This is a genomic window from Agreia sp. Leaf335, assembly GCF_001423605.1.
Taxonomy (GTDB): domain Bacteria; phylum Actinomycetota; class Actinomycetes; order Actinomycetales; family Microbacteriaceae; genus Agreia.
In genome coordinates, this window is record NZ_LMOQ01000002.1 from 760,488 (window position 1) to 773,791 (window position 13,304).

At 62.0% G+C, this 13,304-nt stretch carries 11 protein-coding genes, 1 tRNA gene and 1 pseudogene; 11 read left to right on the forward strand and 2 right to left on the reverse strand.

The window, feature by feature from the left end; genetic code table 11:
* Window positions 1-80: 80 nt before the first annotated feature.
* The 5 genes and pseudogenes from ASF79_RS17335 (at window position 81) to ASF79_RS09615 (ending at window position 4,992) form a co-directional block, all read left to right on the forward strand.
* Entirely contained in the window at window positions 81-242 is a 162-nt protein-coding gene (locus tag ASF79_RS17335) for a hypothetical protein (protein WP_156366201.1), read from the forward strand.
* 6 nt (window positions 243-248) lie between these two features.
* A pseudogene (locus tag ASF79_RS17870) lies at window positions 249-1,484 on the forward strand (zinc-ribbon domain-containing protein); the annotation flags it as partial.
* Window positions 1,485-1,520: 36 nt separating this feature from the next.
* Window positions 1,521-1,907, forward strand: coding sequence for a DUF559 domain-containing protein (locus ASF79_RS17700; RefSeq protein WP_235500714.1), 387 nt, complete (start codon window positions 1,521-1,523; stop codon window positions 1,905-1,907).
* A gap of 673 nt (window positions 1,908-2,580) precedes the next feature.
* Complete coding sequence (locus tag ASF79_RS17085) at window positions 2,581-3,588, forward strand: replication protein RepA (RefSeq protein WP_082495793.1); 1,008 nt, start codon at window positions 2,581-2,583, stop codon at window positions 3,586-3,588.
* Window positions 3,589-3,792: 204 nt separating this feature from the next.
* The gene (locus ASF79_RS09615) at window positions 3,793-4,992 is read left to right on the forward strand and encodes a tyrosine-type recombinase/integrase (protein WP_055854707.1); all 1,200 of its coding nucleotides are present in this window, start codon (window positions 3,793-3,795) and stop codon (window positions 4,990-4,992) included.
* A 10-nt stretch (window positions 4,993-5,002) separates the two neighbouring features.
* Here the strand turns inward: ASF79_RS09615 and ASF79_RS09620 are convergent.
* Window positions 5,003-5,076: transfer RNA gene (locus tag ASF79_RS09620), tRNA-Leu, on the reverse strand.
* A 132-nt stretch (window positions 5,077-5,208) separates the two neighbouring features.
* Here ASF79_RS09620 and ASF79_RS09625 point away from each other — a divergent pair.
* The 5 genes from ASF79_RS09625 to ASF79_RS09645 are packed head-to-tail and all read left to right on the forward strand — an operon-like array spanning window position 5,209 to window position 10,396.
* Window positions 5,209-6,243 carry a LacI family DNA-binding transcriptional regulator gene (locus tag ASF79_RS09625; RefSeq protein WP_055854176.1) on the forward strand — a complete coding sequence of 345 codons (1,035 nt, stop codon included), beginning with the start codon at window positions 5,209-5,211 and terminating at the stop codon, window positions 6,241-6,243.
* A 40-nt stretch (window positions 6,244-6,283) separates the two neighbouring features.
* Complete coding sequence (locus ASF79_RS09630; RefSeq protein ID WP_055854710.1) at window positions 6,284-7,564, forward strand: extracellular solute-binding protein; 1,281 nt, start codon at window positions 6,284-6,286, stop codon at window positions 7,562-7,564.
* Window positions 7,565-7,575: 11 nt separating this feature from the next.
* Window positions 7,576-8,496, forward strand: a complete 921-nt coding sequence (locus tag ASF79_RS09635; RefSeq protein ID WP_055780071.1) for a carbohydrate ABC transporter permease — start codon at window positions 7,576-7,578, stop codon at window positions 8,494-8,496.
* The gene (locus ASF79_RS09640) at window positions 8,496-9,329 is read left to right on the forward strand and encodes a carbohydrate ABC transporter permease (protein WP_055854179.1); all 834 of its coding nucleotides are present in this window, start codon (window positions 8,496-8,498) and stop codon (window positions 9,327-9,329) included. The genes ASF79_RS09635 and ASF79_RS09640 overlap by 1 nt, the downstream gene beginning before the upstream one ends.
* 2 nt (window positions 9,330-9,331) lie before the next feature.
* A complete protein-coding gene (locus ASF79_RS09645) occupies window positions 9,332-10,396 on the forward strand; it encodes a glycoside hydrolase family 130 protein (protein ID WP_055854182.1) in 1,065 nt (354 codons plus the stop codon).
* A gap of 1 nt (window position 10,397) precedes the next feature.
* On the opposite strand, the gene ASF79_RS09650 is transcribed toward ASF79_RS09645, so the two are convergent.
* Window positions 10,398-12,233, reverse strand: a complete 1,836-nt coding sequence (locus ASF79_RS09650) for an alpha-amylase family protein (RefSeq protein WP_082495794.1) — start codon at window positions 12,231-12,233, stop codon at window positions 10,398-10,400.
* A gap of 60 nt (window positions 12,234-12,293) precedes the next feature.
* On the opposite strand from ASF79_RS09650, the gene ASF79_RS09655 reads away from it, so the two are divergent.
* A complete protein-coding gene (locus tag ASF79_RS09655) occupies window positions 12,294-13,286 on the forward strand; it encodes an alpha/beta fold hydrolase (protein WP_055854189.1) in 993 nt (330 codons plus the stop codon).
* Window positions 13,287-13,304 lie beyond the last annotated feature (18 nt).

The following is a 13,304-nucleotide window of genomic DNA, read 5'->3' on the forward strand; positions in this document are numbered from 1 at the left end:
TGCACAAAAGTCTGCCCAACTAGTTGCGCATATGCTCACTAGGTAGCGCCAGCCAGGCGTCGGGCGTCGAGAGGAACACCATGAACGAGCTGGGCCTGAGCATTCTGATCGTCATCGCGGTCATCGTGATCGTGACATTCGTGGTCTTGGCCGCCGCCGGCGGGGGCCATCCCGAGGAAAGCGACTATGAACGCCACATGCGAATGCACCGCGCCGCGCAGTACACCAAGCGTCACAGGTAGCGCCTCATGCTGCCCTCCGCCCAGACAGACAGCAGACTACGAAACGAGTGGGATACACACGCCAATGCTGGTCCCCCGCCCGAGAGGTTCAGCACGGGAAACCATTCCAAGGCGCATTGGCGCTGCACCGAGCACGGCCATGCGTGGAATTCTCGGATCGGTCATCGTGCGAACGGGGTCGGGTGTCCCGTCTGCTGCGGCCACATCGTCATGGTCGGCTTCAATGACCTGGCGGCAAAGAACCCGCAACTTGCAGCCGATTGGGACATTGAAGCCAACGGCGGTCTCACAGCACAGGAAGTGACGTCCGCCTCCCCGCGGAACTTCTACTGGCGTTGTCAGAAGTTCGGACATAAATGGCGCGCGTCGATAGGTAACCGGCAAACACGAGGCTGTCCGACCTGCGTTGGACGGCGCGTGCTCGCCGGCTTCAACGACCTCGCATCCCGAGATCCTGTCCTCGCCGCCGAATGGGATCCGGAGGGCAACGAGGGACGTCGCCCCACGGCGATAACAACGGGTTCGAGCTACAGGGCGCGATGGTTATGTGGCAAATGTGGGCACCGCTGGCGTGCCGCGGTCTCTGAACGAAAGAAAGGCGGCGGCTGCCCCGCCTGCAGAGGACGCGCCCTTAATCCCGGCAGCAACGACCTCGCCACGAGACGCCCAGAGCTCGTCGCCGAATGGGATGCCGAGCGAAACGCACCCCTCTCCCCCGCCCAGGTCACGAACGGCTCAGGGATGAAGGTGTGGTGGTTATGTGCTGCCCGCGGACATTCCTGGTACGGGCCGATCAACACACGGACTGCAGGTAGCTGCGGAATATGCTCTGGGACGCGCGTCATAGCAGGCCTAAATGACCTCGCGTCTCAACGCCCTGATCTCCTCAAGGAATGGGATTACAACGCAAATGGCGCAAACACGCCTGACCGTGTTTTCGTCAACGGCTCCACGCGAAGATACTGGAAATGCCACAAACACGGCCACAGATGGACTACGACGGTTGCCATGAGAAACGGAGGCAGCGGATGCCCATACTGCTCGAGCCATCGCGTCCTGGCCGGGTTCAACGATTTCGCCTCCGCCCGACCCTCGCTAGTGAAGGATTGGGACCAGGCAGCCAACGGAGACTTGAAGCCCACACAAGTTACCGCGAGAAGCAACAAGAGGATCTGGTGGAAATGTGCGGCCGGCCATCAGTGGCAGTCCACACCGAGCAACCGATTTGTCGGAACGGGGTGCACCAGGTGCATAGGCGCTCAAACGTCCCTCATCGAGATGTCATTCTTCGCCGCCTTCCAAGAACAGCTGGGTGATCTACGAAACGGCGCAAGGGTGCTCGTGAAAAAGCGCGGCCAACTCCGTTCCATGTCCATAGACATCCTTGGGATCTCCCACGGCCGGCGCCTCGTCATCGAATACGACGGTGAGTATTACCATCGCGGCAAAACGGATCACGACTTGACCAAGACCGCCGCGCTCCTAGATGCCGGATTCGCCGTTATTCGAATCAGAGAAAGGCCGCTCCCCGCGGTAGCGCTCACTCACCCGCATCTCCGGCAGATCGACTTCAGATATCCCCGAGCGAAAAAGGACTCGGGCCTCAAACCCCTGCTCACGCCCGTGGTGCAGGAGGCCGCCGAATGGCTAGAAAGGTTGAACTGAAGCGTTCAGCTCGCCTCAGAGGTCGACTCGACTAGGGCAGAAACGCTCTGGTGAAACACCTTCTTCGACCGCACACTCTGGACATGGAACAGAGAGAATGCCGCCACCAGTTTCGCCTCCTTGAGCTCTGGCCCGGCTACGACGATACATACATGATCGTCTGCGATCTGTGTGGCTGCTACGCCCCAATCGACCGCAGATCCATACCTGGATGAGACGGCTTCTCAAAGTTGCGCCTCACCACCCGTATACACCCGACGAAGTATAAGGAAAAAATCTCGACTAATTTGCTTCGCTGGAGTGCGTTTACATCCTCAGCGCCCGTGTAGCTCTGTGACACGTCACGAGGCGGCGTCCTGAGCAACGAACTGTCTCAGCAGATAACTCATGTCAGAGAGACGCACATGCAAAGGCAACAGAATTCCGAAAATCAGAATCAGCTCTTAGTACCCGAGAAGACGGCACTCGCGGACCGAGATCCAAACGAACTCCTACTAGCGGCAGAGGTCGCTCCCTGGCTTCATCAATCCGTGCAAGCCCTGGCACAGATGCGCTATCGAGGCACAGGTCCCCGATATATCAAGGTGAGTGCCAGAAAGGTTCTGTATCGGAAGGCGGACGTTGACGCCTGGATTGAGTCGAGATCCACGACTCAGACCGGCCAGGTGTAAAAATGTCGCAGGACAGTTTGTTCTCGCGACGGCAGGTCCGCACTCTGAACCACCTCGCTAAAGCGGAACTCACAAGCAACAAGCCAAACATCGGGTACGTGTGGCAAGCACTGGCGTTATTCTCGCTGCCTCACAAGGAGACACCGAGTCTGAACCAATGGGTGACGACGAACAGGTCCGTGACAATTACTATTCAGTCCGGACGATTCACGACCCATACGGGACACACGGCATCAGCCCTCCCCTCGGGCATTCAAGCCCGACGCGCGCTTTTGTGGATTTCCACGGAGGCCATCCGCCGCCAGTCCAGCATTCTTCACTTGGACGCGAAACTGTCGAATTACCTGCGCGCGTGCGGTACGCCCTTAGGAGGTGACTCCGCGAACAAAGCGATCCGGGAACTACAACTGGTGCTCTCCTGCACTTGGACAGTGGAAACTTCCGGTTCCCGTGATTTCGGATATGGAAACATGAACACCCGATTCCACATTGCCCAGCAGGATTCCGTACGAAACCTCTTGAGAAAGGCCTCGCTGCGGGAGCCAGCGGCGATAGAGCTGAATCCGCTATTTTTCGAGCACCTTCTCGCAAAAAAGACGCCGGTCGACCTCGACGCGCTTCGCGCCTTGGGAGGTTCGTCTCTGAGTTTCGACGTATACGTCTGGGCGACATACAAGGGGTTTTCTTCCACGGGCCGCTCTCGGGGCCCGTCAATAACATGGGAGAGCCTTCATCATCAGTTCGCCTCCACATACAAGCGCATACCGATGTTTCGGCTCCGCTTCATAACAGAACTGGAACACGTCAAACTCGTTTATCCAGAAGTTGAATACGTCGCCGATCCGCACCGGGGACTGACACTCAAGCCTTTTGTGCCACATGTGAAGCCTCGCGTCCGCGCGGGTACAAGAGGTCATCTCTCGGCCATGCCGTCTTCCAGATCCACGCCTGATCATGCGGAAAGATCTACAGGAAATCAAAGCTTCGTCGACAACCAGAGTGATTTTTAGTAGATCGTGTTTGATTTTTGGTAGACATCGCCTTGATTTTTGGTAGACGCTCGTTCTCGATCGCGCACCGCAAATGCGCTGATGGGCACGTGTTTTTTATCGCGGATTCCGGAGACCTACTATGAACAACTATTTCTTCAACTAGCACGCCATTCCTCTTTATGAGGAGGTGACCAAGAATGCAAAACCACGGAGAGGATGAAAATGGCAACCATCGAGACCTATTCGACGAACGGGGGGAAACGCTATCGGGTTAGATATCGCGGGCCAGACCGAAAGCAGACCGACAAGCGCGGCTTCACGACAAAACGAGAAGCCCAACTGTTTCTCGCAACCATCGAAGTCTCTTTAGCTCAGGGTCAATTCGTCAGCGCCTCAGCTGGACGCATCACAGTGGAGGAACTTGCGAGCACCTGGATCTCACACCAGTCGCAAATGAAGCCTTCTTCACTCGACGCCATCCAACGCTCGTTGCGTATCTACGTGCTGCCGAGCTGGGGACCACGACGAGTCTCAGAAATCCGGCCAAGCGAAGTTCAATCGTGGGTATCGCAAATATCGTCAGGCGAGCACAGCAAAACCGCCCCCGGAATCGCTCGACCGATGAGTGCCACTACAGTGCTTCGCGCTCATGGCGTCCTTGCCGCGATCTTAGATACGGCTCTCTCTGATCGGAGAATCCTCGCGAACCCAGCGAGGGGCATCAACCTTCCCCGTAAGACCCCGAAGTCCCGCGTTTACTTGACGCATGCGCAAGTCGAATTGCTTGCGCTCAGCGCGGACGATAAAGACTCGCTCATTCGACTCCTTGCCTACACGGGACTTCGATGGGGTGAGGCGATCGGAATCAGGGTGGGAAAGGTCGACTTCCTCCGCAGGCGTGTGCAGATCGATGAAAACGCGGTACGAGTAGGGGGCCGAATAGTTGTTGGAACTCCCAAGACCCACGAGAGAAGAAGCGTTCCCTTCCCGATATTTCTTGCCGAACCGCTTTCAGCTCGTTCATTGGGCAAGTCTCGAGATGACTTAATCTTCGGCAACGGCGCAATTCATCTACAGACTCCATCCTCTCGAGACGGCTGGTACGAGAAGGCCATCCGCCATGCGCAAGCCATCGATCCGGATTTTCCTCGGGTGACCATTCACGACCTGAGGCATACAGCGGCCTCGCTCGCAATCTCTTCGAGCGCCAACGTGAAAGCCGTCCAAAGAATGCTCGGGCACAAATCCGCCGCGATGACCTTGGACACCTACGCCGACCTCTTTGACGACGACCTTGATGCCGTTGCGACCGCTCTCGGCGACGCCCGTTCACAAGCGAATGTGGGCAAAATGTGGGCAATCCCCGTTAAAGCGAAGTCGTCCAGGCAGCCCGATCCCCGCCAGATAGCCGATGCGCGCTAACCGGCGGAAGTACCCCCACAGGGACTCGAACCCTGACTGAAACGATTTTAAGTCGTCTGCCTCTGCCGATTGGGCTATGGGGGCGTGAGCCACTTCCGAGGATACCGAACACCTCTCTTGACCATGACGCCGTCGAGGTCTACCGTGTCCCTAAACCGGTTTAGATCAGCGCCCCACACGAACTGACCGACCCGCCGTTTCGATGAGGAGACCGCGATGGACGCATCTCGCCCGACCATCGCCGACGTCGCGCGTGTCGCCGGAGTCAGCAAGGGTCTCGTCTCATTCGCCCTGAATGGGCGCCCGGGGGTATCGCCCGAAAGCCGAACGCGCATCCTCGCCGCAGCCGACGAGTTGGGGTGGTCCCCGAGCATCCGGGCCCGCTCGCTGAGCGCTGATCAGTCGTTCGCCGTAGGCCTGGTCATCGCGCGCGATCCGGAGATCATCGCCGACGACTCGTTCTTTCCCTCGTTCATCTCTGGCGTCGAACAGGTGCTGGCCCCACGAGGTCAGTCGCTGGTGCTGAGCGTCGTGCCCGACGAGCACCTCGAAGAGGCGACGTACCGCAGGCTGGCATCCGAGCGACGCGTCGACGGGGCCATCCTGACCGACCTCCGATCAAACGACTCCCGCATCGCACTTCTCCGCGACATCGGCCTGCGCGCGGTCACCCTCGGCCGACCCGACACCGACGCGACGGCCCCGCCCGCCGTTACGCTCGACGACGACCTGGCCATCCACGATGCCGTTCGTCACCTCGTCGATCTCGGCCACACACGCATCGCACACGTCGCCGGGCCCGACCGCATGGTGCACGCGGCCAAACGCAAGGCGTCATTTCTGCACGCAATGGCTGACTTCCCGCAGGCGCAACCGGTCGTGGTCGAGACGAACTTCAGCGCGGCGGACGGTGCCCGCGCAACCTCCCAGCTCATGTCCGCCTCCGCTCCCCCGACCGCGATCGTCTATGCGAACGACGCGATGGCGATCGCCGGAATCGGAGTCGCCCGACGTGCCGGCCTCGACGTACCTTCCCAACTGTCGATCCTCGGCTTCGACGACTCTGCGATCGGGCGTTACATCGAGCCCGCGCTCACGACCGTGGCGACGGATGCGCGGGGCTGGGGATTCACGGCCGCGGACGTTCTGCTTCGGCTGGTGGGCGGCGAAACCGTTACCGACGTCGAGTTGCAGCCCGCACGACTGGTAGTCCGATCGTCGACGGCGAAGGCGCCCGGCGAACCGGCATAAACGAGGGCTGCAGCGTTGCCGCCCGAGACAGGAGATGACGATGAAGAAGAGACGCGTTGTGGCTGCGGCCGCACTTGTCGTGGCGGCGTTGGCCCTGACGGCGTGCTCGCGGGCGGGGTCGGGAGGATCGCCCGACAAACATGGACCAATCACGATCTGGTACTCGAACAACGAGCAGGAGGTCGCCTGGGGTAAGCAGATGGTCGAGGCGTGGAACGCGGAGCATCCCGATGAGAAGGTCACCGGGCAGGAGATTCCCGCGGGAAGGTCGAGCGAGGAGGTCATTGGAGCCGCCATCACGGCGGGCAACGCCCCCTGCCTCATCTACAACACGGCGCCGAGCGCCGTGGGCCAATTCGAGAAGGCGGGCGGGCTCGTCGACATCTCGTCGTTGCCGGATGGCGCGGAATACGTCGAGGGGCGGTCGGGTGCGTTGTCGACGCAGTACCAGAACGCCGACGGCGACTACTTCCAGATCCCCTGGAAGTCGAACCCGGTCGTGATCTTCTACAACAAGGACATCTTCGACAAGGCCGGACTCGACCCCGACGATCCGCAGCTGTCCACCTACGACGATTTCCTCGCTGCTTCGAAGACCGTCGTCGCCAAGGGTGGCGCCGACTACGCGATCTGGCCCGCGCCGACGAGCGAGTTCTTCCAGATGCAGTTCGACTTCTATCCGCTGTATGCCGCCCAGACCGGCGGAAAGCTCGTCGTGGAGGACGGCAAGTCCACCTTCGATGACGAGGCCGGCGAGGGAGTCGGCGAATTCTGGTCGACTCTCTACACCGACGGCCTCGCCGGGCAGGAGAAGTACACGGGCGACGCCTTCGCCGACGGCAAGGCGGCCATGGCGATCGTCGGCCCGTGGGCGGTGTCGGTCTACGAAGGCGTGAACTGGGGTTCCGTTCCGGTTCCCACTCAAGACGGAATCGCCGCCGACGAGACCTACACGTTCAGCGACGCGAAGAACATCGGCTTCTACACGGCGTGCGTGAACCAGGGAACGGCGTGGGACGTGGCGAAATTCTCGACCAGCCTCGAGCAGGACAGGAAGCTGCTCGAGACCACCGGCCAGATGCCGTTGCGCGCGGATCTGCTCGACACCTTCCCCGACTACTTCGAGGCCAATCCGGCCTATGCCGAGTTCGGTGATCAGGCCAGCCGAACGGTCGACGTTCCCGCCGGCCCGAACACGGTGCAGATATTGCAGGCTTTCCGCGACCAGTGGTCTCAATCGGTGATCTTCGGTGGCAAAGACGTCAAGCAAGCCCTAGCCGATGCGGCGGCCAAGATCGACGACATCGCGAAGCAGCCGTAAGGGAGACGACCATGACCACACTCATCGAGAACCCGCCCCGTCCTGTCGGCCGTACGCGTCGAATCTTCGGCCGCAACCCGCTCGGACTCCTGTTCAGCGCCCCCTACCTGGTGTTCGTGATTGCGGTTTTCGCCTATCCGCTCATCTACTCCGTCTGGATCTCGTTCCACGACTTCTTCTTCACGGCGCCCGGCTTCGAGGCCGACCGGCCGTTCGTGGGTCTGACCAACTATCTGACGGCGTTCCAAGATCCCGCGGTCATCCGCTCGTTCGGCAACGTGGGCGTCTTTCTCCTCATCAACGTTCCGCTGACCGTGGTGCTGTCCCTGCTCCTCGCCTCGGGCCTGAACCGCATCGTGCACTTCCGCACATTCTTGCGCGTCGCCTACTACGTGCCCTATGTGACAGCGAGCGTGGCCGTGGTGGCCATCTGGCTGTTCCTCTTCAATGGCGACGGACTCGTGAACGCGGTGCTCGGTCCGCTCGCCCCTGATCCGTCGTGGCTCATCAACTCGGCATGGGCGATGCCCACGATCGCATTCTTCGTCACCTGGAAGCAGCTCGGGTTCTACATCCTTCTCTATCTCGCGGCCCTGCAGGGCATTCCGAAAGAGCTCTACGAGTCCGCGTCGACCGACGGCGCCGGCCCCATTCGGAGCTTCTTCTCGGTGACCGTGCCCGGTGTGCGGCCCGCAACAGTGCTCGTACTTCTCGTCTCCACCGTCACGGGCGCGAACCTGTTCACGGAGCCATATCTGCTCACGGGCGGCGGCGGCCCCGACGGCGCCTCGGCCTCGCCGGTGCTCATCATGTATCAGAAGGGCCTGCAGCAGGGCCAGCCCGACGTGGCCGCGGCCATCGGCGTTGTCCTCGTGATCCTCGTGCTCGGGGTCGCATTGCTGCAGAACCGTTTCGCGGGAGGTAAGGACTGATGTCGAGATTCCAGAAGATCCTGCGCGGCATCGTGCTGTTCATCGGTGCGGTCGCATTCCTGTTCCCGTTTTACTACATGATCATCGGATCCCTACAGACGGCTCCCGATCCCACGATCGCGGGCGCTTTTCCCAACCCGGCGAACGTCACGACAGAGAACTACACGGCGATCAACGAACGCATCAATCTCTTCCAGGGACTGCTGAACTCCGGCATCTTCACCGGCGGCGTACTGCTCGGCACCCTTGTCTTCGGAGTGCTCGTCGGCTACGCACTGGCTGTTCTGCAGTGGCGTGGTCGAGGGGTGACGTTTGCGCTGGCACTGCTCGTTCAGGTCGTTCCGTTCCAGCTGCTCATGATTCCGCTCTACGTGTTGATCGCTCGCGACTACGGCCTGAGCGACAACTACCTGGGCATGATCCTGCCGTTCGCCATCAACTCCACGGCGGTCATCATCTTCCGGCAGTACTTCTTGCAGCTTCCCAAGGAGCTCTTCGAGGCGGCACGGATCGACGGTGCCGGGGAGTTCGCGGTGCTACGCCGAATCGCGCTGCCCCTTGTGCGGCCGGCTCTCATCACAGTCGTGTTGCTGACGTTCATCGGGCCGTGGAACGAGTTCCTCTGGCCATTCCTCATCACGAAGGAGGCGGGCCTCCAGCCACTCGCGGTATCTCTGGCCAACTACATCTCGAATGTCGCCGCCACTGCGGCCAACCCGTTCGGCGCGACCCTTGCCGGCGCCGCGGTACTCGCGGGCCCGGTCGTCATTCTGTTCATCGTGTTCCAGCGCTACTTCATCTCGACCGATATCGGTTCGGGAGTGAAAGGATAATCATGCACACCGCTACTCCGTTCCCCTACGAGCTCACCCGTGTCGGCGTCATCATGACACCAGAAGAGGGCAACGACCTCGAGGCCGAAGGCGTCCTCAATCCCGGAAGCGGGCACACCCCCGATGGTGCGCTGTATCTTCTGCCTCGCCTGGTGGCATCCGGCAACGTCAGCAGGGTCGGTCTCGCTCGCGTCGTCGTCGAGGACGGCGTGCCTGTTGGCGTCGAGCGAGAGGGCGTCGTGCTCGAACCCGATCGCGGATGGGAACGCGGCGCCCGCACCGCTGGCGTCGAAGACCCGCGGGTGACATTCATCTCCGCCCTCGGTCTGCATGTCATGACCTACGTCGCCTATGGCCCACTCGGCCCGCGAACGGCGATTGCGACGTCGTCTGATCTCCGCGAGTGGACCCGCCTCGGGCCCGCGCTGTTCGACTACGACGACTCCCTCGACATGGATCTGAACTTCTTCCACAACAAAGACACCGTGTTCTTCCCCGAGCCCGTCACCGCGCCCGATGGCACCGAGAGCCTCGCGGTGCTGCACCGACCGATGTGGGATCTCGGCGAGACGAAGCCGGGCGAGGGAATCCGTGTGCCGCAGGGCGTACCCGATGATCGACAGAGCATCTGGATCAGTTTCATACCGCTGGACGAGGTGCTCCGAGACCCGCGCACCCTCGTGCGGTGGGGGCAGCACCGGTTCCTCGCCGGCCCCGAGTTCCCGTTCGAAGCCGTGAAGATCGGCGGTGGTCCGCCGCCCATCCGCGTCGACGAGGGCTGGCTCATCCTGCACCACGGCGTGACAGGCGTGATCAACAGCGCGTTCGCGCAGCAGCAGAAGGTCAACTACGCCGCTGGCGGCATGATTCTCGATGCGTCAGACCCCACGAGGGTGATCGCTCGCAGCCCGGAGCCCCTGCTCTTCGCAGAGACGGACGACGAACGCAGCGGTATCGTGCCGAATGTCGTCTTCCCCACCGCGATAGAGACGATCGACGGCCAGAGATTCGTGTTCTATGGAATGGCCGACTCGAAGATCGGGGTGGCCCGGCTCGATCGGCGCTGACTCAGAGGCGCAGCCAGAGGAACTGGTGCGGCTCTAGCACGAGATCCGTCCACAGGTCGACGGTGCTGGCCGTCACGAGGTCGTCGGCGGTGGGCGGAAGCCCCGCGAGGGTCTCCTGGGTCACCGTCTGCTCCGTGTCGGAGAAGTTGGCGAGCACAACGACCGTCGACGGCACTCCGTAGTAGTGCCCGACCCGCTGATAGCCCAGCACGTGGGGGTTGTTCGTGCCGAAGGGCACGAGGTCTCCTCCGGCGAACTCCGGTGTGGCCTGCCGCACCGCGATCAGGTGACGCAGCCTCAGATAGATGGCACCGGCATCCGTCGTCGCATCCCGTCGAGAGGCGTAGCGCGAGGCCGGATATCGCGGCCGCCCGACCCACCGGCTGTCGCCCGCGTGACCGGCGACGTCGAGCTGACCGTAGTCGTTCGTCTGCCCGACCTCATCGCCGAGATACAGCAGCGGAATGCCGCCGGTGCTCAGAACGATCGAGTGCGCCAGCACGATGCGATAGACGGCCTCGGGGTCGCCCGCCTCGAGCCCTGCGAGGGATGCCGTGGTGCCGGACACGCGCGCATCCCCGGTTTTCGGGTTCTCCTGGAAGGCGACCCCGCGGGCGAAGCTTCCGGGAAAGCGGTTGACGTAGAACGAGTTGAGGAAGCGCCGGTGGTCGAAGCCGTCGATGCCGAGTTCGCGAGCGTCTTCGTCGGCGAAGGTCCACCCGATGTCGTCGTGGCTGCGTACGTAGTTCACCCACGCGGTGCCCGGGGCGATCGAGTGTCGACGCTCCAGCGCCTGCGAGAGAAGGCCCACCTCGCGGGTCGCGAGCGAGTTCCAGATCAAGGCCATCTGCAGCGGGTTGTAGCTGAGCTGGCATTCGTCCGGCGAGATGTACTGCGCCACCTCGTCGGGATGCACGATGGCCTCCGACTTGAAGAGCAGAGATGGTGCCGCGATTCGGCACACGGCGTTGAATGCCTGCAGCAGCAGATGCGCCTCAGGCAGGTTCTCGCTGGTCGTGCCGAGCCTCTTCCAGATGAAGGCCACGGCATCCATGCGCACCACGTCGACGCCGGCGTTCGCCAGAAAGAGCAGCTCGCCCGCCATCGCCCGGAAGACCGCGGGGTTCGAATAGTTCAGATCCCACTGGAACGAGTGGAAGGTGGCCCACACCCATCGCCCGTCGTCGAGCTGCACGAACGACCCGGGGTGGTCATCGGGAAAGATCTCGCGCACCGTCTCCTCGTACGCGTCCGGCATCGCGCGGTCGGGGAAGATCCAGTAGAAGTCCTCGAACTCAGGGTCGCGGGCGAGCGCCTTCTGCGCCCACTCGTGCTCGTTCGAGGTGTGGTTGAAGATGAAGTCGATTACCAGCGAAATGCCGTGCGCGCGCAGCTCTGCGGCGAGCTCGGTGAGCTGCTGCATCGTGCCGAGCGAGGGGTTCACCTGTCGATAGCTCGACACCGCATAGCCCCCGTCGGAATTCTCGCTCGGAGCGAGGAAGAGCGGCATCAGATGCAGATAAGTGAGTCCCAGCTCGACGAAATACGGGATGCGATCGCGGATTCCCGACAGATCGCCCGCGTAGAGGTCGACGTAGCAGACGCCGCCCAGCATGCGATTCGAGAGAAACCACTCCGGTTCGGCGTCGCGCCTCTCATCGAGCAGCCGCAGATCGGCGGGGCGCGCCCGCCACGACTCGGTCAGCTCACGAACGAGGGATGCGAGTTGCTCGGCAACCGCGGGCGAGTCGCCGTAGATTCGGGTGAAGAGAGACTCGAGCCGCGGGTACTCGGCGTCTAGTCGCTGCTGGAACTCCCGTTCGTGCAGTGTCGTCATCGTTTCTCCCTTGCACACACTGCCAGCACTCTATCGATCACTCCTTAGTACCCTCTATGCATGAGTGCGTCGCGACGTTCTGAACCCCAGACGAATTCCTCCACCGAGGTCACCGTCGATCGGGTGTACGACGGTGAACTCTACGTGCGCGTCAGCACGATCGGAAAAACGGGAGACCGTCCATTCGTTCTCGTTCCGGGAATCGGAGTATCGAGCAACTACTTCGAGCGCCTGGCGCCGAACCTCAATCGCTTCGGCCCCGTGCACGCGCTCGATCTGCCGGGATTCGCGGGCGTGCCGCACCCGAAGTCGGCACTGAGCATCCGCGGGTATGCCGATCTGGTCGGCCGGGTCATCGATGAGTTCGACCTCGTCGATCCGATCGTCGTCGGCCACTCCATGGGCACCCAGATCGTCAGCGATCTCGCCTCGCGCCGTCCCGACATCACCACGCTGGTGCTGATCGGCCCCGTCGTCAATCCGGCCGAACGGCGCATACCCATCCAGGCCGTCCGCTTTCTGCAGTCCGCCTGGCACGAACCGGGGCGGGTCAAGTTCTTGGCCGTCAGCTCCTACCTGCTCTGTGGCTTCAAGTGGTTCTTCCGAGTGCTCCCCCGCATGATCAGCTTTCCCCTCGAAGACCGGCTGCCGCTCATTCAGGCCAATACGCTGGTGATCCGCGGCGAGCATGACGCGGTGGCGCCCCGAGACTGGGTCACCCGGGTCGGACGGCTGCTCCCCCACTCGCGCAGCTGGGAGATGCCGGACTCTGCACACTCGGTGATGCACGCCCACGCCGATGAGGTCGCGCGTCTCTGTGTGGCCTTCGCGGAGCATCCGGGAACGGACGACGACACGCTGCGCACCTACGATCTATCGGCGGATGACATCCCTGATGCCGAAGACGAGAAACCCCCGGCGGATGCCGCCAAGGGCATCGCGGGCAGGGTCACCGAGACGGTCGGAATCCTCACGGAAGACGACGAGACGATCGCTCGCGGCAAGACGATGCACGCCGAGTCGATGAACGACTCCGACGAGACCTCGCGCTGACGCACGAAGCGCCCGCCC